At 55.8% G+C, this 23,503-nt stretch carries 23 protein-coding genes and 1 tRNA gene; 16 read left to right on the top strand and 8 right to left on the bottom strand.

The annotated features are described in order from the left end of the window. Positions 1 to 112 precede the first annotated feature (112 nt). From PYL13_RS11230 to PYL13_RS11210, 5 genes are all read left to right on the top strand, one after another. Entirely contained in the window at positions 113 to 1,042 is a 930-nt protein-coding gene (locus tag PYL13_RS11230) for a LysR family transcriptional regulator (RefSeq protein WP_275641438.1), read from the top strand. A 194-nt stretch (positions 1,043 to 1,236) separates the two neighbouring features. Continuing rightward, positions 1,237 to 2,145: a glycine betaine ABC transporter substrate-binding protein OsmF gene (osmF, locus tag PYL13_RS11225; protein ID WP_409515560.1), complete on the top strand. Its 909-nt coding sequence runs from the start codon at positions 1,237 to 1,239 to the stop codon at positions 2,143 to 2,145. Positions 2,146 to 2,161: 16 nt separating this feature from the next. Beyond that, complete coding sequence (locus PYL13_RS11220) at positions 2,162 to 3,361, top strand: ABC transporter permease (protein ID WP_275641437.1); 1,200 nt, start codon at positions 2,162 to 2,164, stop codon at positions 3,359 to 3,361. Continuing rightward, positions 3,358 to 4,296: an ABC transporter ATP-binding protein gene (locus PYL13_RS11215; RefSeq protein WP_275641436.1), complete on the top strand. Its 939-nt coding sequence runs from the start codon at positions 3,358 to 3,360 to the stop codon at positions 4,294 to 4,296. The genes PYL13_RS11220 and PYL13_RS11215 overlap by 4 nt, the downstream gene beginning before the upstream one ends. A gap of 29 nt (positions 4,297 to 4,325) precedes the next feature. Then, a complete protein-coding gene (locus tag PYL13_RS11210; protein WP_250985902.1) occupies positions 4,326 to 5,096 on the top strand; it encodes an ABC transporter permease in 771 nt (256 codons plus the stop codon). Between the two features lie 46 nt (positions 5,097 to 5,142). Here PYL13_RS11210 and PYL13_RS11205 read toward each other — a convergent pair whose 3' ends face one another. Together PYL13_RS11205 and PYL13_RS11200 are read right to left on the bottom strand one after the other, a co-directional pair. Further along, the gene (locus PYL13_RS11205; protein WP_275641435.1) at positions 5,143 to 6,348 is read right to left on the bottom strand and encodes a cytochrome-c peroxidase; all 1,206 of its coding nucleotides are present in this window, start codon (positions 6,346 to 6,348) and stop codon (positions 5,143 to 5,145) included. After that, positions 6,348 to 9,008, bottom strand: coding sequence for a TonB-dependent receptor plug domain-containing protein (locus PYL13_RS11200; protein ID WP_275641434.1), 2,661 nt, complete (start codon positions 9,006 to 9,008; stop codon positions 6,348 to 6,350). Before PYL13_RS11200 ends, PYL13_RS11205 begins: the two co-directional genes overlap by 1 nt. A 477-nt stretch (positions 9,009 to 9,485) precedes the next feature. On the opposite strand from PYL13_RS11200, the gene PYL13_RS11195 reads away from it, so the two are divergent. The 4 genes from PYL13_RS11195 (at position 9,486) to PYL13_RS11180 (ending at position 12,394) form a co-directional block, all read left to right on the top strand. Beyond that, positions 9,486 to 10,901, top strand: coding sequence for a cytochrome ubiquinol oxidase subunit I (locus PYL13_RS11195; RefSeq protein ID WP_275641433.1), 1,416 nt, complete (start codon positions 9,486 to 9,488; stop codon positions 10,899 to 10,901). Next, the gene (cydB, locus tag PYL13_RS11190) at positions 10,891 to 11,895 is read left to right on the top strand and encodes a cytochrome d ubiquinol oxidase subunit II (protein WP_275641432.1); all 1,005 of its coding nucleotides are present in this window, start codon (positions 10,891 to 10,893) and stop codon (positions 11,893 to 11,895) included. The genes PYL13_RS11195 and cydB overlap by 11 nt, the downstream gene beginning before the upstream one ends. Continuing rightward, complete coding sequence (locus tag PYL13_RS11185; RefSeq protein ID WP_192490953.1) at positions 11,895 to 12,020, top strand: DUF2474 family protein; 126 nt, start codon at positions 11,895 to 11,897, stop codon at positions 12,018 to 12,020. Before cydB ends, PYL13_RS11185 begins: the two co-directional genes overlap by 1 nt. A 95-nt stretch (positions 12,021 to 12,115) precedes the next feature. Beyond that, on the top strand, positions 12,116 to 12,394 hold the full coding sequence (locus PYL13_RS11180) for a hypothetical protein (protein WP_275641431.1): 279 nt from the start codon (positions 12,116 to 12,118) through the stop codon (positions 12,392 to 12,394). A gap of 55 nt (positions 12,395 to 12,449) precedes the next feature. Here the strand turns inward: PYL13_RS11180 and PYL13_RS11175 are convergent, their stop codons facing one another. The 5 genes from PYL13_RS11175 to PYL13_RS11155 form a co-directional block, all read right to left on the bottom strand. Next, the gene (locus tag PYL13_RS11175; protein ID WP_275641430.1) at positions 12,450 to 12,785 is read right to left on the bottom strand and encodes a hypothetical protein; all 336 of its coding nucleotides are present in this window, start codon (positions 12,783 to 12,785) and stop codon (positions 12,450 to 12,452) included. A gap of 39 nt (positions 12,786 to 12,824) precedes the next feature. Beyond that, on the bottom strand, positions 12,825 to 13,166 hold the full coding sequence (locus tag PYL13_RS11170; RefSeq protein WP_275641429.1) for a hypothetical protein: 342 nt from the start codon (positions 13,164 to 13,166) through the stop codon (positions 12,825 to 12,827). A gap of 157 nt (positions 13,167 to 13,323) precedes the next feature. Beyond that, positions 13,324 to 13,632, bottom strand: coding sequence for a type II toxin-antitoxin system RelE/ParE family toxin (locus PYL13_RS11165; RefSeq protein WP_275641428.1), 309 nt, complete (start codon positions 13,630 to 13,632; stop codon positions 13,324 to 13,326). Beyond that, entirely contained in the window at positions 13,633 to 13,911 is a 279-nt protein-coding gene (locus tag PYL13_RS11160; protein ID WP_259146640.1) for a ribbon-helix-helix domain-containing protein, read from the bottom strand. A 283-nt stretch (positions 13,912 to 14,194) separates the two neighbouring features. Further along, positions 14,195 to 14,270, bottom strand: a tRNA-Lys gene (locus PYL13_RS11155). Between the two features lie 178 nt (positions 14,271 to 14,448). Between PYL13_RS11155 and PYL13_RS11150 the strand changes: the two genes are divergently transcribed. Both PYL13_RS11150 and PYL13_RS11145 read left to right on the top strand, forming a co-directional pair. Continuing rightward, complete coding sequence (locus PYL13_RS11150; protein WP_192490955.1) at positions 14,449 to 15,195, top strand: cytochrome c biogenesis CcdA family protein; 747 nt, start codon at positions 14,449 to 14,451, stop codon at positions 15,193 to 15,195. Between the two features lie 44 nt (positions 15,196 to 15,239). Beyond that, on the top strand, positions 15,240 to 16,187 hold the full coding sequence (locus PYL13_RS11145; protein WP_275641427.1) for an AEC family transporter: 948 nt from the start codon (positions 15,240 to 15,242) through the stop codon (positions 16,185 to 16,187). Between the two features lie 239 nt (positions 16,188 to 16,426). On the opposite strand, the gene PYL13_RS11140 is transcribed toward PYL13_RS11145, so the two are convergent. Further along, a complete protein-coding gene (locus PYL13_RS11140; RefSeq protein WP_275641426.1) occupies positions 16,427 to 17,629 on the bottom strand; it encodes a UbiH/UbiF family hydroxylase in 1,203 nt (400 codons plus the stop codon). A gap of 204 nt (positions 17,630 to 17,833) precedes the next feature. On the opposite strand from PYL13_RS11140, the gene pcsA reads away from it, so the two are divergent. The 5 genes from pcsA to PYL13_RS11115 all read left to right on the top strand — a co-directional run bounded on the left by pcsA (position 17,834) and on the right by PYL13_RS11115 (position 23,478). After that, the gene (pcsA, locus tag PYL13_RS11135) at positions 17,834 to 18,559 is read left to right on the top strand and encodes a phosphatidylcholine synthase (RefSeq protein ID WP_250985892.1); all 726 of its coding nucleotides are present in this window, start codon (positions 17,834 to 17,836) and stop codon (positions 18,557 to 18,559) included. A 166-nt stretch (positions 18,560 to 18,725) separates the two neighbouring features. Beyond that, positions 18,726 to 20,300: an ABC transporter ATP-binding protein gene (locus PYL13_RS11130; RefSeq protein ID WP_275641425.1), complete on the top strand. Its 1,575-nt coding sequence runs from the start codon at positions 18,726 to 18,728 to the stop codon at positions 20,298 to 20,300. Next, positions 20,290 to 21,378, top strand: a complete 1,089-nt coding sequence (locus tag PYL13_RS11125; RefSeq protein WP_275641424.1) for an ABC transporter permease — start codon at positions 20,290 to 20,292, stop codon at positions 21,376 to 21,378. The genes PYL13_RS11130 and PYL13_RS11125 overlap by 11 nt, the downstream gene beginning before the upstream one ends. Then, positions 21,378 to 22,298: an ABC transporter permease gene (locus PYL13_RS11120; RefSeq protein ID WP_192490961.1), complete on the top strand. Its 921-nt coding sequence runs from the start codon at positions 21,378 to 21,380 to the stop codon at positions 22,296 to 22,298. Before PYL13_RS11125 ends, PYL13_RS11120 begins: the two co-directional genes overlap by 1 nt. A 106-nt stretch (positions 22,299 to 22,404) precedes the next feature. After that, positions 22,405 to 23,478, top strand: coding sequence for a BMP family ABC transporter substrate-binding protein (locus PYL13_RS11115; protein ID WP_192490962.1), 1,074 nt, complete (start codon positions 22,405 to 22,407; stop codon positions 23,476 to 23,478). The last annotated feature ends 25 nt before the right edge of the window (positions 23,479 to 23,503 follow it).

Below are 23,503 nucleotides of genomic sequence, written 5' to 3'. Positions count from 1 at the left end.
TTGACGAGAAGGAATGTGCTCCGGATGTCCGCAAATGATAACGAACTGAATGCTCGAAACGGTTTTGCGCTGTAAGCAAAGATGACGGGCTCAAAAGGGTAACGGGGCAGACATGAAAGATCCAAGGTTCGCGGAACATCTTGCCGTCTATGTCGATGTGGTGCGCACAGGCAGTTTTTCTGCAGCGTCGCGGCGGCGTGCGGTAACGCCCTCTGCGGTGGTACGGCAGGTCGATGCGCTGGAGCAGGATCTTGGGGTGACCCTTCTGGTGCGATCCACCCGGGCGCTGGGGCTGACAGATGCCGGGCAGCATTTATTTGATCGTGCGCAACGGCTGCTTGAGGATTTGGCCGATACCCATGCCGAGGTCGCCGCCTTCGATAGTGAAGTGACGGGCACCCTGCGTGTTGCCTGTTTTCCGACATTCGGAAAACGGTATGTCATCCCTGTGATGGCGTCGCTGGCGCAACAACACCCAAACCTGCATGTGGAACTCGACCTTACCGAACGGCTTGCCGATCCCGTTGCCGAGCGGCTGGATCTGGTTATCAGGATGGGGGAGTTGCAGGACAGTTCGCTTATTGCCATGCGGCTTGCGCCGCTGACACGAATTCTGGTGGCAAGTGCGGACTATCTGGAAAAACACGGCGTACCGAGCACAGTCGCTGACCTGCGCACCCACCGCCTGCTCGACAAATTACATGGTAACGACCTGCTTGAATGGTCTCGTGTGCTGGGCTGTGCCGCAGGCGATGCGGCTGGCAAAGTGGTATTTCGCTGCGATGATTTTGAAGCCTTGAACGGCGCTGCCTTGACGGGAATGGGCATTGCGCTGTTGCCCAGTTGGGTGGCAGGGCCTTCTGTCAAATCGGGCGATCTCAAACGACTTCCGCTTTCGGCAGAAGCATTTTCAGGAGAACCCTGGAACGAAAATCCTTCCGGCATATATTTGTTGCGGGCACTTCAGGTGCCGTCGGCAAAAATCCGGGCTTTCACGGATGCGCTCAAATCCTTCATCGGCACGCCGCCCCGTTGGGATTGATGCCACCGTGCCTCGCTCCCGGAAGAGGTGTCTCTGCTCGGTGATGTGGGGCGAGGAAGGGCGGTTGTTGTCTCGCCGAAACAAAATGTGGCACGGTAGGGAACCGTAACGGCAGGTTTGCTGTTTACGCGCTGGTGAAAAACGGTTGTGTTCCGTTCGCAGCCGTTTTTGAAATCACAATTCCGGGGAGTCAAATTGTGAAAAGCCTTATCGTAGCCATTGCTCTTGCCGTTTCGCTGCCAGTTGCGCCAGCGTTTTCCCAAGTCGTCGTATCCTCAAAGATCGACACCGAAGGTGGCGTGTTGGGAAATATCATCCTGTCGGTCCTGAGCCATAACGGCATTGAGGTCACCGACAAATTGCAGCTTGGCGCGACGCCAGTTGTGCGTGAGGCGCTGGTGACTGGCGCGATCGACATTTACCCGGAATACACGGGCAATGCGGCCTATTTCTTCAACCGCGCCGAGGACCCGATCTGGAAAGACGCGGCCAAAGCCTATGAAGAGGCTGCCAAGCTTGATCTGGAAGCCAACAAGCTGGTCTGGCTGACGCCATCCAGCGCCAACAACACCTGGGGTGTTGCCATCCGCAAGGACCTGGCCAACAGCGAAAAGATCATCACCTTCAGCGATTTCGGCAAATACATTGCCGGTGGTGGTCAGGTCGTGCTGGCGGCATCCTCCGAGTTCGTCAATTCCGCTGCGGCGCTGCCTGCCTTCCAGACAGCCTATGGTTTTACGCTGAAGCCTGACCAGCTGATTACGCTGTCGGGTGGTGATACGGCGGCAACCATTGCAGCTGCAGCCAACCAGACCAACAATGCCAATGCAGCGATGGTTTATGGCACGGATGGCGGCATTGCGGCCTCTGGTCTGGTGCTGTTGGAGGACGACAAATCCGTTCAGCCGGTTTACCAGCCAGCGCCGGTTATCCGCAAAGACATCCTCGACAAGAACCCGCAGATTGCCGAACTGCTGAAGCCGGTATTCGGTAAGCTTGATGCCGCAACCTTGCAGGAACTGAACGGACGAGTGCAGGTGGGCGGTGAACCTGCCAAGGCGGTGGCCACGGACTTCCTGACCAAAAACGGGTTCCTGAAATAAGCGGAGCCGAAGCGACTTGGCCGTTATTATTCCTGAGAAGACCGGGTTTGTCGGGGTAAAACCTGACAAGCCCGGCATCGTCATTGCGCTTATGCTGGTTGGCGGTGCCTTCGGCCTGCCATTCGTCATCCTGCGGCCGAACCGCATTGTGGCGGGTGAGGCGCTGTCGATTTTCCAATCGCTCCCTGTGTCGTTGATGACGGCACTGGCCTGTCTTCTGGTGGTGACAGCGCTTGCCATGTCCATCAAAATAGCGGCTGCGCTGCGGCTTGGGCTTGTTGCCGTGACACTGGCATTGTTGGTTGTTGCTGCCGGCATGGCTGCCAGTTTCGTGATGCCGGAAGGCAACAGCTATGCCCGTGTCTCGCCGGGGTCTGGCGTGTGGGTGTTGCTGGCAGCATTGCTGCTGGCCACTGCCGACTGTGTAACACGGCTTCGCCCGCATCCACTGTTTCGCATCGTGCTGCTGGTTTTCGGTTTTGCCGGTGCTGCAGCCGTGCTGATGACCGGCGTGTGGGACAATCTTTCGATCATGAAGGAATATGCCAACCGCGCCGATGTGTTCTGGCGCGAAGGTGCGCGTCACATCACGTTGGCGGCAGGTTCACTGGCAGCGGCAATTGTGGTTGGGCTGCCGCTTGGCATTGTGGCGCACAGGGTAACGGCGCTGCGCAGTGCCGTTCTCAACACGCTGAACATGATCCAGACCATTCCGTCGATTGCACTATTTGCCATTTTAATCGCACCGCTTGGCTGGATTGCGGTCAATGTGCCCGGCGCGTCTGCGCTTGGTATTGCCGGTATCGGTGCAGCTCCGGCCTTTGTGGCGCTGTTTCTCTATTCCCTTCTGCCGGTTGTTGCCAACACGGTGGCGGGCCTCGCGGGCGTGCCGCAATCCATCACCGAGGCAGCGAAGGGTGTTGGCATGACGAGAGGCCAACGTCTGCTGGGCGTTGAAATGCCGCTCGCCGCACCGGTCATCCTCACAGGAATTCGCATCGTCCTGGTTCAGAATATCGGCATGGCAACGATTGCCGCGCTGATTGGCGGCGGCGGTTTTGGTGTGTTTGTTTTTCAGGGTGTCGGACAGATGGCGATGGATCTGGTGCTGTTGGGTGCAATACCCACCGTGGCACTGGCCTTTGCTGGTGCCATCATTTTTGATGCCCTGATTGAATTGTCTGCCAGAAAAGAAGGCGGGAGTGCCACAGCATGATCGAGATCGACCATCTGACCAAACGTTTTGAAGGTGCGGTTGCCGTCAATGATGTGTCCCTTACCGTCAAAGCGCATAGCGTGACGGTTATCGTGGGCTCCTCGGGCTCCGGTAAGACGACCTTGCTGCGGATGATCAACCGGCTGATCGAGCCAACCTCTGGCAGTGTGCGGATCAATGGACGCGACAATAAATCCATTGCCGGGCACGAACTGCGCCGCAGCATCGGTTACGCCATTCAGGGTTACGGCCTGTTTCCGCACCGTAGCGTTGCGCAAAACATTGCCACGGTGCCGCAGTTGCTGGGCTGGGACAAGGCACGGATCGATGCGCGGGTGCGTGAACTGCTGGAGCTTTTCCAGCTTGAGCCAGACGTATTTGCCAAACGGTTTCCGCATGAATTGTCCGGCGGCCAGCAGCAGCGCATTGGCGTGGCACGGGCGCTGGCGGCCGAACCTGAACTGCTGTTGATGGACGAACCCTTTGGCGCTTTGGACCCGGTTATCCGTACCAGAGCCCGGCGCGACCTTCTTGATATCAAGGCGCTGTTGGGCACGACCATCATTCTTGTGACCCATGACATGGATGAGGCCTTTGCCATTGCCGACCATATTGCTGTCATGGACAAGGGCGTTCTTGTCCAATACGGCACGCCGGCGGAACTGGTGCACAAGCCGGCAACAGAGTTTGTTGCCGCAATGATCGGACCGGAGGAGCGACCATTCCGGTTGCTGGCATTACGGCCGGTGTCTGAGGCAATAGAGCAGGGTACTGCCGGGGGCGAGCCGATCCCTGCAGCGCTCAGTCAGCGCGAAGCCCTGTCAAATCTTGTCTGGACGGGACGGCAGGAAGCCCCTGTTGCGAATGATGAGGGACAGGTGCTCGGCAAGGTAACCATGGCAGCACTTTGCCAGCAGGCTGCGGGCAGCCCATGACCATTCAAACAACGACCGCGACCAGCGAGATGAAGGCTGCAAAAATACCAACGCAGTGGCTGGCGCACGCATTGCGGGTGTTTGGTCTTGTGCTTCTGGTTTCATTTCTCGTGCAGCCACATTGGTTTGAACCGGTTTTCCGGCCGCTGGCGCCAGCCAATGCGCCTGCCATCTATACCCAGGCCGACTTGCTGGTGTTGACCGGACAACATCTGCGCACGGTGCTAATTGCCACGGTGCTGGCAAGTCTGCTGGCGATAACGCTGGCAATCATCGTGACACGGCCGTCCTGCCGGGAGTTTCTGCCCTTGTCGCGTCTGGTGGTGAATACCGGGCAAACATTCCCTCCTGTTGCCGTGCTGGCGCTTGCGGTGCCGATGCTGGGTTTTGGTGAAACACCAACGCTCGTGGCATTGTTTCTGTATGCGCTGTTGCCGATTTTCGAGAGCACGCTGACCGGGCTTGCCAATGTGCCTGACGTGACGAAAGAAGCGGCACGTGGCACCGGCATGACCCCATGGCAAAGCCTTGTGAGCGTGGAATTGCCACTGGCCTTGCCGGTCATCCTGTCGGGCGTGCGTATATCGGTTGTCATCAGTCTGGCGACGGCAACGATCGGCTCGACGGTTGCTGCGAAAACGCTCGGCGAGGTGATTATTGCCGGTCTGCAATCCAGCAATATGGCGTTTATTTTGCAAGGCGGGCTGGTGGTTGGTTTGCTCGCGATATTTGTCTATGACGCCCTCATGGCGCTTGAACGCATGGTTACGGGTTGGCAGCATGTGTCCCGCTCACGCTGAGGTGACGGGGCCAAATGTCAGACCCCACCGGTGGGTGACACCAGATTCAGATCGCCTCAAGAAATGCAATCAGCGCTTCGCGTTCTCTTACCGTCAGTGAAAATGGCTTGAGGAACGGGGATGTCATGCCGGCATAGGGCATGAAGGGATTGGCGCGTTCCCGCTCGTTGCGTGGCCGCGTTCTCCCGCCACCCACTTCATAAAAACGCACGACGCGCCGCAAATCCCTGATGATGCCGTTGTGCATGTAAGGGGTTGTTTGCGAGACGTGGCGAATGCTGGGGGTTCTGAACCGACCGACATCAAGCAACTGGTTGGTAATGGCATATCGGCCAACGTCTTCACGCGGACGGCCCAGCAACGAAAGCCCAAGATTGTGGAACTTGTTGTCTGTCAGCAGCGGACCGCTGTGACAGTTGGCGCAACCACCCTTGGTGCGGAACAGATGCATGCCCCAAATCTGCTCATTGTTGAATGCGCGGTACTGACCCGACAGGAAACGGTCGAGCCGTGTCGGTTCCTCAAGCGTGCGCTGGAAGGTGGCGATGGCATCGGTAAGTTCTGCGGCGGTTGGCGTCGAGACGTTGTATACCGCCTGAAAAGCCTCCTGATAATCCGGCCGGGCGGCAATCCGCTCAACGGCAGAGGCAATGTCATGGTTTGCCATTTCGCGCTGGTCTGTCATGGGCATCAGCGCCTGTTCTTCCAGCGTCCCTGCGCGGCCATCCCAGAACAAAGGTGAGCGCAAACCGACATTGAACAAAGGCGGCGCGTTGCGTTTGCCCCTGGCACGGTCATGGCCGAAGGAGCTTTGCAGGCCATCACCCCAGCCAAGTTCCCTGTTATGACAGTTCTGGCAGGAAATCTGGCCAGAGCGCGAAAGCTGAGGATCGCGGAACAGCTTGAAGCCAAGTTGAGCCTTGGCCAGTAGCTGGCCCTGCGGGCGCGGCGGTATTGGCAGCGGTGCCAGCTCTTCTGCTTTGATACCTGAGAACAGCGACAGCGGCGGGAAGTTTTCCGCCGGTTGCCGGTAGGCTTGTGCGAGGAACGACAGGTCATGTTCGGTTGGATTTGCTGGGAACTCGACCAGCAGATTTTGCCGGCGCTGTTCAATGGCCTGTTCTTGCAGCGCCGCCAGCCGTTCTTCATTTGCCAGCCTGCGTCCCTTGGCAACCTCGTAGCACGAGATTGCCAGGATGACGGATGCAGCAACGGCACAAAAGACATAGTGCATTCTGAGATGCGTCGACATCAGAAGGTTGCCTTTGCGCCGAGCCATACCATACGGCCGGGGATCCATGGCAGCGTTGCATTCGCGACGCGATTGCCGGTTTCGTTGAAGGCGTTCTGCACCTTCATTTCCAGATCCAGTGAGCCGTACTTGGATTCGAAGGCCCGGTAATTGGCATTGAAGTCCACTGTCACTGCGGTTCTGAAGCGGAAGTCTTCAACGATGTCATGTGACATGCCCAAACCTTCAGAACCGGCAGGCAGTTTGCATGTCGCTGTAGCACTGGTGGATGGTGTGCAATTCTTGTCGGTTCCACGGACACCATCATAAGGCAGGTTTAGGTTGCCCGAGACACCGAAGGTAAATCTGTCATCGAACCAGGTGGTGACAAGATCAAGCGACGTTCTGATCGGAATGTCCATATTGCCCTGCGCGACCGCAAATTCGCCCAGCGAATAGGACTGGTTGTTGTACCAGATGCGCGTGTCGGTCGGGTCGTCAAAATAACCATTGGCCGTTGTTTTGCTCTTAGCCCAGGTCAAACTACCGGAGAGGCGCACGGTTTCCATGTTGGCGTTCTGCAGCGCCCATGTCTTGCCATATTCAATAGTCGCAGAGTGGTATGAGGATTCACCCCCATTGGTCAGTGTCGATGCTAAAGTGGTGGATGCCGCTGACTTTAGATACTGGTCCTTACCCTGACGGTAGACATAACGCACACGCAGATCGCCATCGAGCCAGGGATCATTCCATTTTACAGCCGCGGTGAATTCGTCATTGTAGGGCGTGTCGAGATCAGCGCCTTTGAATGTGTAATAACGTAGCGCCGAGGGCGCGCCCCAAGCTTTCACTTCGCCTGTGGCTGCATCGTGTGAGCGGTTATAGGCTCGCGCTAGCGGTATGCCATCACGAATAGCGTAATAAACTGCATTGGCGTTGTAATAACGGTTGAAGCCACCAGTGATCGACAGGTCTTCAGTCGGTGATACTGTCGCGGTCAGACGCGGAGCGAAGTTCAGGTTGCCGAAAAAGTCTTCATAGCTGACATGCACACCGGCCCGGACGTTGAGCCAGTCCCAGGTCTGATCCACTTCCGCATAACCATCAAACGCGTTGACGGATGCTTTGTTGTTATAAGCAGGCGATACCACTTTGGTGCGTGTATATTGCTCATATGTGCAGGCAGTGTCACCTGCAGGGCAGGTAAAAGTCAAAGTTGGGGCTAGATTGATCAACGTGAGGTTGGAGGAATATTGTGTGTATTCTTCAGCGCTGCGCTGCGCGTCTATCCTGCGGTAATCGAAACCGGTTGCGAATGTGCCGGCCAGAAAATCACCGTCGATATCTGCCTTAAAGCCTTTTTCTTCCTGACCTTGCGTCTTGTTGCCGAAGCCGCCTTCACGGCAAACCTCTGCTGTGCCTGATAGCGTAGAGGCCAACGGTGTCCGGCACCAAGAAAGCAGATTGGCGTCAGTTGAATTAAACCACGTCGAGGTATCGTTGTTCGACGATCCGATCCTTGCCCAAACAGTTCGGATATAAAATTCGTTTTCACCACCATCATTTATGGTGCGTGATTTGTTGAAATAGCTCTTTGCGTCAATTTTGACGTTCTCAATGCCAAAGGGTTCAAAGACGATGGCGTCAAGATCGTGTTCCCAGCGCAATTGCGTCGTAAAGCTTTTGGTCTGCGCATAGATTTGTGCGTCACGAAACGCAAAGGCGTCCCACTCCTGTTCGTAGTCAGTGTACGAGCCATCCAGTGTGAACACGCCAAGGTCGGTGTCGTGGCGGCTGGAAAGACGGTAGAAGTTGTTTTCTGAAACATCCTCGGCCTCCTTGCTGTACAAACGGTAATCCTTGACTTTGTTTGTCTCCGCGCCAGCCCGACTGTATTGACCGATCACAGCCCAATTGTCGGTTATCGGTACATTGACAGTGGCTGATGTTTTATAACGATAAAACTCCGGTGGGGGGTTGTTCTGCGGATTGAGCCCGTCTTTTGTTCCCAACACGTAACTGGTTGTATTGTCGCTTTCAAAACCGTAGCTGACCGAACCGGTAACCTTGTCTGTTTTGGGTTTTGCCAATGTATATTCGACGACACCGCCCTGGAATTGGCCGTAACGGGCTGAAACATTACTATCGAGGACAGTCACCTCGTCCAGGAAGTCCGATGGAACAAACATCGTCTGAGGATGAAGGCCAAATATAGCGTAGATATTGGGCGTCGTGTCATAGGTTCCAAGATCGGTAGAGAATGGTTCTTGCGATCCCGTAACAGTGTTGATGCCGATGCCATTGAGGATGAAGTTGTTTTCATAGACCTTGGCGCCGGAGATCGACAATTCCTGCGGACGCAGGTTGATCATGTCCTGACCATCGACACCGGCGTCATTGTCGGAATCGTTCTGATACTGGACATTGGGCAGGTTGCGCAGGATGGAGTTTGCATCGCCCAATCCTGTCACCTTGTTGGAGATCAATGCGCCTTCAAGGGTCGTCGTGCCTGTATCCGATTTGCCTTTGCCACCGAAGCGCAGCCAGTTGGGCAGCTTGACGATGATATTATCAAGAACCGTCGCGTTGGCTGGTGCGGTGGTTGTGTCCTGCGCCATGACAGGCGAAATGGAGACGATACCACCGACGGTAACAAGCAGGCATACGGAAGCCTTCGCCACGTGTCGTGACGTTTTCAAGATCGGATACATGTTTGAAAAACCTCCAGAAAATTCTGCGTTATGGCGCGTTGGAGGTGGGATAATAAAATGTGACTGTATGAGTCAAGATTTCGCCGTAATAAATATGATATTTTGACACAACTTTGTCATGATGCGTTGCGCGAGCAACAGCCTGGCGAGGTGAAGTGACGCCTTTTAGTTGTTTATTGTCGATTTTTATTTTCTAAGGTTGTGTGGCGTGGCTTTGCGGTTGCGCTGAGTCTTTAGCGTGGTAACGCAACCGCACGGCACCGGAAATCAATGCCATCGCGTTCTGGCTGGCGCCTTCACACGTTTAAAATCTTTAAGCTGTACTTTCCGGCGCACAGCGTCACAATGCCACGCGCGCCAGATTACCGCGCGGTAATTGATCACAGCGCGTTCGGTTATTGTTTCAAATAGACCAGAGATCCATTTCACTCATTGATGGAGATCAAAGTGTTTGAAGGTTTCAGCGCCGAGATTCTGGCACGAATACAGTTTGCCTTTACTGTGTCGTTCCACTTTCTGTTTCCGGCGTTTTCCATTGGCACGGCGAGTTATCTTGCCGTTCTCAATGCGTTGTGGCTGTGGAAGCGCGATCCCGTTTATCTCAAGCTGTTCGAATACTGGAAACCGATCTTTGCCATTACCTTCGGCATGGGCGTGGTGTCCGGCATCGTCATGAGCTACCAGTTCGGCACCAACTGGGCGGTGTTTTCCGACAAGGCTGGTCCGGTGATTGGCCCGCTGATGGGATATGAAGTGCTGACCGCCTTTTTCCTGGAGGCAGGTTTTCTTGGTATTGCGCTGTTCGGGCGCAAACGTGTCGGTGATCGGCTGCACATGTTCGCCGTCGCCATGGTGGCCGTGGGCACCTTGATTTCCGCTACCTGGATCCTGTCTGCCAATAGCTGGATGCATACGCCGCAAGGTCACATCATTGGCGAAAACGGCCAGTTTCTGCCACAGGACTGGTGGAAGATCATTTTCAACCCGTCCTTCCCGTATCGGCTCACCCATACCGTGCTTGCCGCGTTCCTGACGACTGCTTTCGGCGTTGGCGCAGTGGGTGCGTTCCATCTGTTGAGTGACCGCACGAATAAACAGGCGCGGGTGATGTTTTCTATGGCCATGTGGATGGCGGCACTGGTAACGCCGGTGCAGATTTTCGTTGGTGACCTGCATGGCATCAACACACTGGAGCATCAGCCGGCAAAGATTGCTGCCATGGAAGGCCATTATGAAAGCCATAAGGGCGCGCCGCTCATTCTGTTCGGCATTCCCGATGATAAGGCCGAAGTCACCCGATATGCAGTCGAAATTCCAAAGCTCGGCTCGTTGATCCTGACCCATGATCTCAATGGCGAAATCAAGGGCCTGAAAGAGTGGGCTCCCGAGGACCGGCCACCGGCGCTTATTCCCTTCATGGCCTTCCGGGTGATGGTGGGGCTTGGCATGTTGATGCTGGGTGTTGGCCTTTGGTCGCTATGGGCCAGGTGGCGAGTCTGTCTTTACGAAAGCCGGTTGTTGCACCGTGCCGCCATCTGCATGGGGCCATCGGGTTTCATTGCGGTGCTGGCAGGCTGGTTTACCACCGAAGTCGGCCGTCAGCCCTATACGGTTTACGGGCTGTTGCGCACATCTGAGAGCCTGTCGCCGGTCGATGCGCCCGCTGTCGGTGCGTCGCTGATGGCCTTTATCGTGGTGTATTTCATCGTGTTCGGGGCAGGGGTCTTTTACCTGCTGCGGCTGATGTACCGCACGCCGGTACTGGATGAAGACCATGAGCTGGACCACGCCCCATCACGAGCAACGGGAATTACCCCGGCGATTGCTCATGAACTTAATGCGGGAGGCCGCCATGATGTTTGATCTTGCGTTTATCTGGGCGGCGCTGATCGCCTTTGCCGTGTTGGCCTATGTCATTCTTGATGGGTTTGACCTCGGCATTGGCATATTGTTTCCGATGTTTCCCAACCGGCATGACCGGGACGTGATGACCAATTCCATTGCGCCTGTTTGGGACGGTAATGAAACCTGGCTGGTGCTGGGTGGCGGTGGCCTGATGGCGGTGTTTCCGCTGGCCTATGCCACTGTGCTGCCGGCGCTCTATATGCCGATTATTCTGATGCTGCTCGGGCTGATCTTTCGCGGTGTGGCGTTTGAATTTCGTTGGCGCACCAAACGCGGCAGCATCTGGTGGGATAGCGGTTTCTTTTTCGGCTCCACCGTTGCGGCCTTCATGCAGGGCGTGGCGCTTGGCGCGCTAGTGCAGGGTATCAAGGTGGTGGACCGCGCCTATGCCGGTGGCTGGTGGGACTGGCTGACACCATTCAGCGTCGTTACCGGCCTGGCGGTGGTCGTCGGTTACGCATTGTTGGGCGCCACGTGGCTGAACCTGAAAACCACAGGTGATTTGCAGGCCCGGTGCCGCAAACTCTCCATGGTCGCGGGTGTCGGTACGCTGCTTTTGATCGGCACTGTCAGCCTGTGGACACCGTTTATCGACCGCGTTTACTTTGATCGCTGGTTCGGTTGGCCAACGGCGTTTTTCTCGGCACTGGTGCCATTGCTGGTTGCCATCTGCGCATTGGCGCTGTGGCATGGCCTGACGCACGACAAACACCTGCAACCGTTTCTGGCGGCACTGGGACTGTTCGTCCTCAGTTTTGCAGGCATCGGCATCAGCTTTTACCCCTATATTGTGCCGGGTTCGCTCACCATCTGGGAAGCGGCGGCACCTGAAAGTTCGCTTGCCTTCCTGCTGGTTGGCGCGCTGGTGCTGATCCCCACCATTCTTGCCTATACCGGTTATGCCTATTGGGTATTTCGCGGCAAGATCGATCCGGAAGAGGGGTATCACTAATGGCTGACCCAGCACCTCAAGAACGTTTGCCCAAGCGCCTGCTGTGGTTTGCAGCGATATGGCTGGCCAGCGTGCTGGCGCTGACGGTGGTGGCCTACGGCATCCGGTTGATGATCATGCCATAGGTATCAGATGGCGGGTGGGGCGGTAGGCTCCATCCGCCATTTCTCGGAACCAAACACCTCCATTTGCTTTTACTGATATAGCAAGGGAGGAAGACATGTTTTCTAAACACGCAATTTCCACCGACCGAATAAGTACCGATACGTGGCTGAAGATCATGTGCGGATTGATGGTCAATGCGATGCTGTTTGGTGTCGGCGTTGTCACCACGCTGTCTGTCCCGGCATTGGCGGAACACGCCAAATACCTGATCCCCGCCGTCGTCGTTGCCAGTTTTGTGCTGACACCTTTTCTGGTCGGTTTTTTCGCCCGCCGTATGCGTATTCGTAACTGGGGTGTGGAAGGCTGGCAGAAGGGCGACCTGATTTCTGGATAGAAGTCGGTCGCCAGCTGCGCCATTTCTGCGGCAGGGTAACCCTTCGGCGGCCAGCTTATCTCGTGGTCTGGGTCGCCTTCGTTTTCTTGGCTGCCGGTGCGGCGGCGGCTGCCTTAGCTGCGTTCGATTTGGTGTAATCGAACATCACTGGCTGGCGGTATGTGTGATTGGCTCTGGGGTTCGGTATCTTGTGATAAAATGCCAGCAGCGCCAGATGAAGCGCCATACCATCTTTCTTGCGGTCCCCGGTAATACTGCTGAGTTGCGTCGATGAAATATTACCCCGCGCGTCCGTCTTGATCGTCACATAAACAGTATCGGAATCGACGGTCGTGCAGGCCTGAAGCAAAAGCGCCAATGCACCAACAACGACTGGAAAACGGAATTTCATCTCAAAGACCTTCTGAAAAGAATGTGTGCAGCGGAGGGATTATTTTGTGCTGCCGGACGCACTCTTGGTTTTTTCCTTGGTATCTGCCGCGCTCTTTTCTTTGGTCGTGATCAGTGGTCTTACTTCACTAATTTCGACGGGCTGTCTGTATGTGTGCGAAGCTTGAGGTTGCGGAACCTTTGATTTGAAATAGTTTTTTGCCAAATTGACCGCATAGGCGTCTTTGTCCATGTCACCTGAAGATTTGGCGATTGTCGTTGATGCAAGTTTGCCCTTGGCATCCGTGTGCAACATCACCACCGTAAGCGTACTGTCTTTCGCTGAACATCCCTGCAGCGAAAGAGCCAAAGCGCCAACCAGTATCGGAAAAACAAACTTCATCTCAAATGCCTCTGAAAATACGCAAGCGGTTGTTATCGAATCATATCGCGATTTTCAGGTTTAGTAGTTTGTGGATTTGCAATCAGCAAGCGAATACGACAACCCTAGAGTTGTTTTCTGCTTTACCTTTTCGTGTCGATTCAAATGAGTGAGGAACTCATTCAGCGTTTGCGTCGCCAAATTCTTGGCCCTTGGCAAGAATGCGCAAAACCACCACACCGTCTTCCTCGACAATGAACGCCACACTGGCGCTGCGTTCAAATCCGATAATACGTAATCCGGCGCGAACGTCATCGCGGACCGTGCCGCGTTCGGGGAATACGTTTAACGAACTCAGAAAGCCGCTGATGCGGTCAATGTAGCGGTCGGCGGTGACGGGTGAGCCAGACTTCTCAACGATATAGGCATGTATTTGCACAATGTCGGTCTGCGCCTCCGGCGATAGGCGCACAGCGTAATATTTCATTTAATCGCGGCCTTCGCCCTTGGCGATGCGGGCACGGACGTTCGCCATTCCTTCATTCAGTGAAACGGCACGGGTGGGATCAGTTTTGTGCGCGTCATAAGCTGGAGCAACCTCGTCACGTAGCCAGCGCTCTACCGCAGCGTCTCGCGCGGCAAGTGTACGCAGGCCATCACGAATGACTTCGCTTTCGGTGGCGTATTCACCGGAAGCAACTTTTGCTTTGACCATTTCAGCCATCTCGATGGGCAGGGTTATGCTGAGAGATTGAGTTGTGCGCATGATCGTCACTTTCGTTTCTGACGCCATTATATCACGCGACACGATTTAATCCTACGCCTCCGTGAGACAGAAGCGATGCCAATGAGAATCGTCGAGCAGAATCACAGCAGCAGGTCGCGGGTGATTCGTTTGTCATGATTGCGTTTTGGTGGAACGTGTCAGAGCGCAAATGGTGACCCAAGGCGGGTAGGGCCTGTAAAGCCGAAAAGGCTTATTGCGCGGTACGTGGGGATTGTTGTGGTTTATAGACTTGATTTGATATCAACCACTTCGTTGAGAGAAGTGGTGAGAGCACAGGGATTCGAACCCTGGACCTACTGATTAAAAGTCAGTTGCTCTACCGGCTGAGCTATGCTCTCCCTTGCAGTTCGTCTGCCCTGCGGAAGTGGGCGGAACATATTTACGGCCTCGGTTCGGGTCAACCCTCAAAAACAACTTTATTGCACTATTCCGCGTTTTTTTGTCTCACCCCCTAAAAGGTGATTGGCGAAGCAGTGATGCAAAGATTAAAACTCCTTGAAAAATACGGAGTTACACGTGTCCATCGCCGAAATTTCCCTGTTCAGTGCATTGTTTGCCGGTGCCCTGTCTTTTCTTTCGCCCTGTGTATTGCCGCTGGTTCCGCCGTACCTCTGTTACATGGCGGGTGTGTCGGTTGAGCAGTTCAAGTCGGAGAATGTGCAGGCGGAACCGCGTGTCAAATGGGCGGTGCTGCTATCGGCGCTTTTCTTCACGCTTGGTTTTTCTACTGTGTTTATCGGCCTTGGTGCGGCAGCCTCCAGCATTGGCATGCTGCTTCGCCAGAACCTCGATATTCTGGCAAAGATCGGCGGCTTGATCATCATCATCATGGGCCTGAACTTCCTTGGCGTGTTCCGCATCGGTATTCTGTCGCGTGAGGCGCGTTTTCAGGGCGGCGGCAAACCGGCGACGCTGTCTGGCGCCTATGTCATGGGCCTTGCCTTTGCCTTTGGCTGGACACCCTGCATTGGCCCGGTTCTCGGTGCGATCCTCGGTGTTGCTTCCATGCGTGATACGGTGGGTGATGGTGCCATTCTGCTGGCCATCTATTCGCTGGGTCTTGCCGTACCGTTCTGGATTGCCGCCAGCTTCTCCGGCTCTTTCATGCGCTTCATGGTGCGTTTCCGCCGCCATCTGGGCCTGATCGAAAAGATCATGGGTGTGTTCCTGATCCTCACCGGTATTGCTTTCATGACCGGCTTTATCACCAACATGGCAATCTGGTTCCAGGAAACCTTCCCAATCCTGATGCAAATAGGCTAAGCGTCGCCCCGTCGATCCATCTCCCAATCGACGGGTAGGGTATTATGTCTGACATTATCAGTCTGTTGCTGCCGTTTTTCGGCATGATTCTCATTGGCTATGTCGCCGCGAAGTTGATCCGCCAACCGGCAGAGGCCATGGGCTGGCTGAATGTGTTCATCATTTACGCGGCCCTGCCGGCGCTGTTCTTCAAGCTGATTTCCAAAACACCAATGGAGCAGCTGGCGCGGATGGATTTTGTCGGCACCAGCCTGCTCGCCACCTATTCGATTTTTGCGTTGCTGTTCGTTATTGGTGTGTTCATTCGCAAAAACAGCATAGCCGAGACCACGATCCAGAGTTTTGCCGGCAGTTACGGCAATATCGGTTACATGGGACCGGGGCTTTCGCTGCTGGTGTTTGGCGAGACGGCGGCCGTGCCGGTGGCGCTGATCGTCTGTCTGGAAAATGCCACGCATTTTATTGTGGCGCCGGCGATGATGGCGATTGCCGGAGGAGACAAACGTTCACCGTTGAAGCTGGCCGCTGACATCCTGAAAAAGGTACTGACCCATCCATTCATTCTGGCTGTCATTGCCGGGTTTCTGGCGGCCGGAACCTCATGGGAGCCACCTTTGGCCTTCCAGCGATTGATCGATTATCTGGCGCAGACGGCCGCACCCTGTGCGCTGTTTGCCATGGGGGTCACGCTGGCGCTGCGGCCGATCAAACGTTTGTCGGTCGAAATGGCCTATATCGTGCCGGCGAAGCTCATCTTGCACCCGCTGGTGGCCTATCTGTTCCTGACGTCGTTCGGCACATTCGACCCGATCTGGGTCTATTCTGCCGTGCTGCTGGCAGCCTTGCCAACGGCGACCAATGTGTTTGTCATCGGCCAGCAATATCAAGTGTGGCAGGAGAGGGCGTCCGCCTCGATTCTGATCAGCACGGTGCTGTCGGTCGTGACGCTGACCGCGGTGCTTTATATTGTGCGGCAGCTTGCGGGGTCGTAATGCCTCGGCATTTACGCCATGCTGTACCACGTACTCCTTCATTCCTGTGCTCGTCACAGGAATCTAGTCAGCCCAAGTCTTTGGGCTGAAAAGGCTCTTTCGTCGCGCCGACGCGCGCCTGCTGGATTCCCGCAACAAGCGCGGGAATGAGGGCGGTCCGGGGTGACACCTGAATACATAAGTGACATTCGAAAGTGTCGTTTCGGTATTCAAAGGTGATCCGGTCATCGGTAACCGGATTATCTTTTGAGACCGGCCCACAGCAGCGACGGAATAGCCTTCAACCCACGGCCGGGTTCGATGCCTTCGCGCATGATGGTGCTGCGCAGTGGCGACAGGCCAGACAGCAGGTGCAGACCGGCGGCGCGCAACATCTGCACCGGCAGGAAAGACGACAGTAGCGAGCGGTTGAGCAGGTCAACGCTCCAAGTGCGGCTCATCACATCCACCTTGCGGCGGCGCTCAAAGGCGTTACCGGCATCGCCAGCAATCGGCTTGTCGGTAGAGGCGCCGAGAAGATCGGTCAAGGTCATGATATCGCGCAGGCTGAGGTTCAGGCCCTGCGCACCAATTGGCGGGAAGGCGTGGCCGGCTTCGCCAACCAATGCAACGCGACCCTTGCCAAAACGGTCAGCCGTCATGCTGGACAGTGGCCAGCTCTGCACGCCGTCTTCCACCGTGACCTTGCCGAGCATGGATTGCATGCGTTGTTCGACACGAGCGCTCAATTCTTCTGTCGACAGTGCCAGCATCTCGGCTGCCTGTTCCGGTTTGACCACCCAAACGAGGCTGGAGCGGTTGCCCGGCAACGGCACCTGCGTAAACGGGCCGGTTGGGGTGTGAAACTCAGTCGAGACATTGCCGTGCGGCAATGTGTGGGCGAAGTTCATGACCAAAGCGGTCTGCGGGTAACCCCAGCTGCGCACGCCAATGCCGGCGGCATCACGCACCTTGGATTTGCGGCCATCGGCGCCAATTACAAACGCGGAAGTCACGGTTTCACCGTTGTCCAGCGTGATCTCAACCTGTTTCGGTGTCAGCTCTATCGTGTCGGCAACGGCTTCAATGACGGTGATGTTGGGTTCAATCGCAATGGCCTGTTCCAACGCGTCATTGAGCGGTTTGTTGGGAATGTTCCAGCCAAAGGCTGGCAGGCTGATTTCGGAGGAACGGAATTGCACGGTTGGCGCGCGCAGCAACCGGTCCGTGCCATCGATAATCTGCATGACGGACAGGGCGGCCGAGGACGGTTCGATATTTTTCCACAGGCCCAACCGGTCCAGAAAACGGATGGACTGATCCATCAGTGCGGTGGTGCGCTGGTCGTTACGGGCAGTGTTTGGCGCAATGAGTGCGACGTGGCGGCCAGAACGCGCCAGCGCAATGGCTGCGATCTGTCCGGCAAGGCCAGCGCCAACAACTGAAATATCGTAATCCGTCATGGTCATTATCCGTTTATCTGCGCGCCAAGCATAAAGACATTGCCGTTTGAAATCCACTGCAACCGCTGTTTGTCTTATGCTTCTGTTCCTGTAACATGCTGTAAGATGCCTTAGGATAATACATTTTCCACGGTTGCATTGCGTGTTGAATGGTCGCATACCGGACGTGGACTGAAGATTGAAAAACGAGGCGCACCCGCAGTGATGAAAATATTCAAATACAAGCGCGTGCCCTATGCGGAAATCCGCGCTTTTTCCGTGCATATACTGACAGCATCCGGTTCTTTCCTGGCATTCCTAGGCGTTGTTGCCGCCGCAGAACATCGTTTTGTCGATATGTTCTGGTGGCTCGGTCTGGCGTTGCTTGTGGACGGTATAGATGGGCCTATTGCCCGCAAGGTGCGGGTCAAAGAAGTTTTGCCCAATTGGTCGGGCGATACGCTCGACAATATCATCGACTACGTGACCTATGTGCTGCTGCCGGCCTTTGCGCTTTATCAAAGCGGCATGATTGGCGAACCCTGGTCGTTTGTTGCCGCCGGCATGATCGTGGTGTCCAGTGCCATTTATTATGCCGACATGGGCATGAAGACCGATGAATATTTCTTCTCCGGTTTCCCCGTAGTGTGGAACATGGTGGTGTTCACGCTGTTCGTCATCGATGCCAGTGCGATGGCCGCCATGGCCGTTGTCACCGTGTCCGTTGTCTTGACCTTCCTGCCGATCAACTTCCTGCACCCGGTGCGCGTCAAGCGTCTGCGCGGCCTCAATATGGCAATTTTCCTGCTGTGGTGCGCGCTTGGCGGTTACGCGCTGCTTCTGCACTTCGACACACCTGTCTGGGTCAGCACCGGCGTTGTCGTCTCCGGCATCTACCTCTACTGCATCGGTGGAATATTGCAGCTTTTCCCGTCGCTTGGCACCAAATAAGGCGGCCTGCCGCTGCACATTAGGCTTAATAATGAAATTCTGTTGTGCATGGCAGCAAAGTCTTTATCAATAAGTCAAAAAACATATTGAGTAAGTGCTGAAACGTCGTAGAAAAGCATAGAGTTTGTTTTGTCAAAGCCTCGTAGAAGGCAGACGAAAGAGGGGAATGGTGACGCAATCGACCGCGCAGCAGAATGCGCCACTCTTAGCTGTTTCTCAGCTTTCCAAATATTTCGGCAATTTCGCAGCATGCAACGAAATTGACCTGACTGTTCAGCGCGGCGAAATTCACGCCCTTCTGGGTGAAAATGGCGCTGGAAAATCCACGCTCGTCAAAATGCTGTTCGGGGTGCTGGAACCGACAAGCGGCGACATTCTCTGGCACGGAAAACCGGTTCGCATCAGCTCGCCCGGCGTGGCGCGCAAGACCGGCATCGGCATGGTATTCCAGCATTTTTCGCTGTTTGAAGCGTTGACTGTTGCGGAAAACATTGCGCTGTCTCTCGATCCTGGCATCTCGATCAAGGAAATTGCCCGCAAGGCGGAAGAGCTTTCCAACGCCTACGGCCTGCCGCTCGACCCCAATGCCCATGTTGCCGACCTTTCGGTGGGTGAGCGTCAGCGCATCGAAATTGTCCGCGCATTGCTGCAAAACCCAGAACTGATCATTCTCGACGAGCCAACCTCGGTTCTGACCCCGCAGGAAGCCGACCGGCTGTTTGAAACGCTTGCGAAACTGAAGGCCGAAGGCCGTTCCGTTCTTTACATCAGCCACCGTCTGGAAGAAGTGCAGCGCATCTGTGATCGCGCCACGGTGCTGCGGCACGGCAAGGTCACCGGCAGCTGTGACCCAAGGCAGGAAACGCCTGCCTCGCTTGCCCGCATGATGGTGGGCAATGACGTGGCGGGCATTGAGCGTGACGCCTATTGCACGCTGGGCGACAACCAGCTGGAAGTCACGGCGCTTTCGGTACCGGCCCGCACTCCCTTTGCAGTGTCGCTCAAATCCGTCACCATGAAGGTCCGCTCCGGCGAGATTTTGGCCATTGCCGGTATTGCTGGCAACGGGCAGGGCGAGTTGTTCGATGCGCTCTCGGGTGAATATCCCGTTGCAAATGACGAAGCGATCCTTATCAGGGGCAAGGCGGTTGGCCGCACTGGCATCAATGGGCGGCGCCTTTTGGGGGCTGGTTTCGTGCCGGAAGAACGCCACGGCCATGCGGCGGTCACTGCACTCAGCCTGTCTGAAAACCTGCTGCTGGCCCGCCATCGTTCGGACGCCAAGAGTTTCCTCGGTGGTGGCCTGTTCAACGTCATCCGTTATTCGGCCATCAAACAGGCAACCAAGCGTATCTGTGACACCATGGATGTGCGCAAAAGTGCGGAAGACCCGGCAGCCGGTTCGCTGTCTGGCGGCAACTTGCAGAAATTCATCGTGGGACGTGAACTGGACCGTCAGCCATCGCTGCTGGTGGTGAACCAGCCGACCTGGGGTGTGGATGCCGGTGCGGCCAGCCGTATTCGTCAGGCGCTGGTCGATCTCGCCAAAAGCGGTTCTGCGCTTGTTGTCATCAGCCAGGATCTCGACGAAATCTTTGAAGTCGCAACCAACATTGCGGTTATCTCCGATGGCCGCCTGTCGGATGCCTATGCACGGGAAGACATGACGCGTGAGAAGATCGGATTGCTGATGGGTGGTCTGCACGAAAGCAAACCGGAGGCTGTCGCCCATGCGCATTGAGCTTGAAAGGCGCAGCGGCGTTTCCGCATTTTTCGCGATTTTTTCGCCCTTGCTGGCGCTGGTGCTGACACTGGTTTTCGGCGCCATCATGTTTGCGATGCTGGGCAAGGACCCGTTCAATGCGCTCTACAGTTTTTTCGTAGAGCCGCTGCTTGAAGTGTGGTCGCTGCATGAACTGGTTATCAAGGCCGGACCGCTGATCCTGATCGCCGTTGGACTATCGATCTGTTATCGCTCCAATAACTGGAATATCGGTGCGGAAGGTCAGTTCACCATCGGCGCGATTGCCGGCTCCATCATACCGGTGCTCTATCCTGAATGGCACTCGCCGCTGGTGCTGCCGCTGATGATGATCATGGGCTTTATCGGTGGCGCGCTTTACGCCTCCATTCCCGCCCTGCTGAAGACCCGCTTCAACACCAATGAAATCCTGACCAGCCTGATGCTGGTCTATATTGCCCAGCTGTTTCTGGACTGGCTGGTGCGCGGTATCTGGCGCGATCCGAAGGGTTATAACTTCCCGCAAACACAGCCGTTTTCGAGTGACGCCGTTCTACCGGAACTGCTGTCATCCGGCCGTGCGCATTGGGGTTTCGTTTTCGCAATTGTGGCCGCCGTCGCGCTGTGGTTCATGATGCGCTACATGCTGAAAGGCTTCCAGATTGGCGTGCTTGGCCAGTCGGCACGGGCAGGCCGCTTTGCAGGTTTCTCGACGTCCGGCACAGTGTGGTTTTCGCTGCTTCTGTCTGGCGCACTGGCGGGTCTTGCCGGTATTTCGGAAGTGTCCGGATCGATTGGTCATTTGCAGCCGGCCATTTCGCCCGGTTACGGTTTTACCGCTATCATCGTTGCCTTCCTTGGACGCCTCAACCCGCTTGGCATCATTGCTTCGGGTCTGGTTCTGGCGCTGACCTATCTCGGTGGTGAAGCGGCCCAGCTTTCTATCGGTGTTTCGGACAAGGTGACCCGCGTGTTCCAGGGGCTGATGCTGTTTTTCGTGCTGTCCTGCGACACACTCATTCTCTACAGGATCCGCATCAGATTTAACCGGGGTGTATCCAGTGAGGGGGCCGTCTAATGGATATGGCGCAGGCTATACTTCTTACTGTCATTACTGCGGCAACACCGCTGGTGATTGCATCCTTGGGTGAACTGGTCGCGGAACGTTCGGGTGTGCTGAACCTTGGCGTGGAAGGCATGATGATCATGGGTGCGGTCTGCGCCTTTGCTGCCGCCCACATGTCTGGCTCTCCCTATCTCGGCATTATCGCCGGTATTGCCGGCGGCACGGTGTTTTCGCTGTTGTTCGGTTTCCTGACGCTGACGCTAGTTACCAACCAAGTGGCAACGGGTCTGGCATTGACCATTCTCGGCCTTGGCCTTTCCGGCATGCTAGGTGAAAGTTTCGTCGGCCTGCCGGGCGTCAAATTGCAGCCGATCGTCTTTCCGCTCCTCTCGGACATTCCATTCATCGGGCCTCTGCTGTTTCGCCAGGACCTGATCTTCTACATGTCGATTGCGCTGGTGGTCGGTATCAGCTGGTTCCTGTTCAAAAGCCGCACGGGCCTCAAGCTGCGGGCGATTGGCGACAGCCACGCCTCGGCGCATGCGCTTGGTATCAATGTGATTGCCACCCGCTATCTGGCCATCATGTTTGGTGGTGCCTGCGCGGGTCTGGCAGGCGCGCAGCTGTCGCTGGTCTACACACCGCAATGGGTGGAAAACATGTCGGCCGGTCGCGGCTGGATTGCACTGGCGCTGGTGGTGTTTGCCTCATGGCGGCCATGGCGGGTGCTGGCCGGTGGCTATCTGTTTGGTGCCGTCACCATTGGCCAGCTGCATGCGCAGGCCTTTGGTCTTGGTATTCCGTCACAGCTGCTTTCGGCCATGCCTTATGCGGCAACAATCATCGTGCTGGTTCTTATTTCCTATAATCGCCGCACCACGCTCATCAATACTCCGGCATCGCTTGGCAAGCCATTCGTGCCGGACCGGTAACAGCATTCGAAGCTTAAAACGCCTTGTCTTGGATGAAAAACAATGTCTTGGATGAAGAGACAATGCGTTTTGGAATAACTGCAATCAAACCACAGCAGGGGTAAAAATGAAGAAGTTCATTCTCGCACTCACCGCAACGGCAGCCGTTCTCGGCGGCCTGTCTTCGGCCGCTCGCGCCGAAGATCCAAAGAAGATCTGCTTCGTCTACGTCGGTTCCCGCACCGATGGCGGCTGGACACAGGCGCACGACATTGGTCGTCTCGAACTGCAGAAGCATTTCGGCGACAAGATCGAAACGCCTTTCCTTGAAAGCGTTCCGGAAGGTCCAGATGCCGAGCGCGCAATCGAGCGTATGGCCCGTTCTGGCTGCGAAATGATCTTCACCACCTCGTTCGGCTTCATGGACGCCACCGTCAAGGTTGCCGAAAAGTTCCCGAAGGTGAAGTTCGAACACGCGACCGGCTTCAAGACAGCTGAAAACCTGGCGACCTACAACTCGCGCTTCTACGAAGGCCGTTACATTCAGGGCCAGATCGCTGCGAAGATGTCGCAGAAGGGTGTTGCAGGTTACATCGCGTCCTTCCCAATCCCGGAAGTTGTGATGGGCATTGACGCCTTCGTTCTTGGCGCACAGTCCGTAAACCCAGAATTCAAGGTTAAGGTTGTTTGGGCCAACACCTGGTTCGACCCAGGCAAGGAAGCCGACGCTGCCAAGGCCCTTATCGACCAGGGCGTTGATATTCTGACACAGCACACCGACACGACTGCTCCGATGCAGGTTGCGACCGAGCGTGGCATCAAGGCATTCGGCCAGGCTTCCGACATGATCAAGGCTGGTCCTGAGACCCAGTTGACCGCGATTGTCGATACCTGGGGCGCTTATTACATCAAGCGCACGCAGGACCTGCTGGACGGCAAGTGGAAGTCGGAATCGGTTTGGGACGGCCTGAAAGACGGCATCCTGACCATGGCGCCTTACACAAACATGCCTGACGACGTGAAGAAAATGGCGGAAGAAACCGAAGCCAAGATCAAGTCCGGCGAACTGCATCCGTTCACCGGCCCGATCAAGAAGCAGGACGGTTCCGAGTGGTTGAAGGACGGCGAAAAGGCTGAAGACGGCGTACTTCTCGGCCTGAACTTCTACGTTGCTGGCGTTGACGACAAGCTGCCGCAATAATCTGCCGCAGTCATGACTACGAAAA

Origin of the sequence: Agrobacterium sp. Azo12 (assembly GCF_029193765.2) — a bacterium.
Taxonomy (GTDB): domain Bacteria; phylum Pseudomonadota; class Alphaproteobacteria; order Rhizobiales; family Rhizobiaceae; genus Agrobacterium.
This window is presented reverse-complemented; position numbering and strand designations above follow the sequence as displayed.

Coding starts and splice junctions, on each gene's coding strand:
- PYL13_RS11115 (WP_192490962.1), top strand. CDS start 22,405: ATGAAGAAGTTCATTCTCGCACTCACCGCAACGGCAGCCGTTCTCGGC.
- pcsA (WP_250985892.1), top strand. CDS start 17,834: ATGAAAATATTCAAATACAAGCGCGTGCCCTATGCGGAAATCCGCGCT.
- PYL13_RS11215 (WP_275641436.1), top strand. CDS start 3,358: ATGATCGAGATCGACCATCTGACCAAACGTTTTGAAGGTGCGGTTGCC.
- PYL13_RS11185 (WP_192490953.1), top strand. CDS start 11,895: ATGGCTGACCCAGCACCTCAAGAACGTTTGCCCAAGCGCCTGCTGTGG.
- cydB (WP_275641432.1), top strand. CDS start 10,891: ATGATGTTTGATCTTGCGTTTATCTGGGCGGCGCTGATCGCCTTTGCC.
- PYL13_RS11125 (WP_275641424.1), top strand. CDS start 20,290: ATGCGCATTGAGCTTGAAAGGCGCAGCGGCGTTTCCGCATTTTTCGCG.
- PYL13_RS11170 (WP_275641429.1), bottom strand. CDS start 13,166: ATGAAGTTTGTTTTTCCGATACTGGTTGGCGCTTTGGCTCTTTCGCTG.
- PYL13_RS11175 (WP_275641430.1), bottom strand. CDS start 12,785: ATGAAATTCCGTTTTCCAGTCGTTGTTGGTGCATTGGCGCTTTTGCTT.
- PYL13_RS11165 (WP_275641428.1), bottom strand. CDS start 13,632: ATGAAATATTACGCTGTGCGCCTATCGCCGGAGGCGCAGACCGACATT.
- PYL13_RS11210 (WP_250985902.1), top strand. CDS start 4,326: ATGAAGGCTGCAAAAATACCAACGCAGTGGCTGGCGCACGCATTGCGG.
- PYL13_RS11130 (WP_275641425.1), top strand. CDS start 18,726: ATGGTGACGCAATCGACCGCGCAGCAGAATGCGCCACTCTTAGCTGTT.
- PYL13_RS11145 (WP_275641427.1), top strand. CDS start 15,240: ATGTCTGACATTATCAGTCTGTTGCTGCCGTTTTTCGGCATGATTCTC.
- PYL13_RS11180 (WP_275641431.1), top strand. CDS start 12,116: ATGTTTTCTAAACACGCAATTTCCACCGACCGAATAAGTACCGATACG.
- PYL13_RS11140 (WP_275641426.1), bottom strand. CDS start 17,629: ATGACGGATTACGATATTTCAGTTGTTGGCGCTGGCCTTGCCGGACAG.
- PYL13_RS11205 (WP_275641435.1), bottom strand. CDS start 6,348: ATGTCGACGCATCTCAGAATGCACTATGTCTTTTGTGCCGTTGCTGCA.
- PYL13_RS11160 (WP_259146640.1), bottom strand. CDS start 13,911: ATGCGCACAACTCAATCTCTCAGCATAACCCTGCCCATCGAGATGGCT.
- PYL13_RS11230 (WP_275641438.1), top strand. CDS start 113: ATGAAAGATCCAAGGTTCGCGGAACATCTTGCCGTCTATGTCGATGTG.
- PYL13_RS11120 (WP_192490961.1), top strand. CDS start 21,378: ATGGATATGGCGCAGGCTATACTTCTTACTGTCATTACTGCGGCAACA.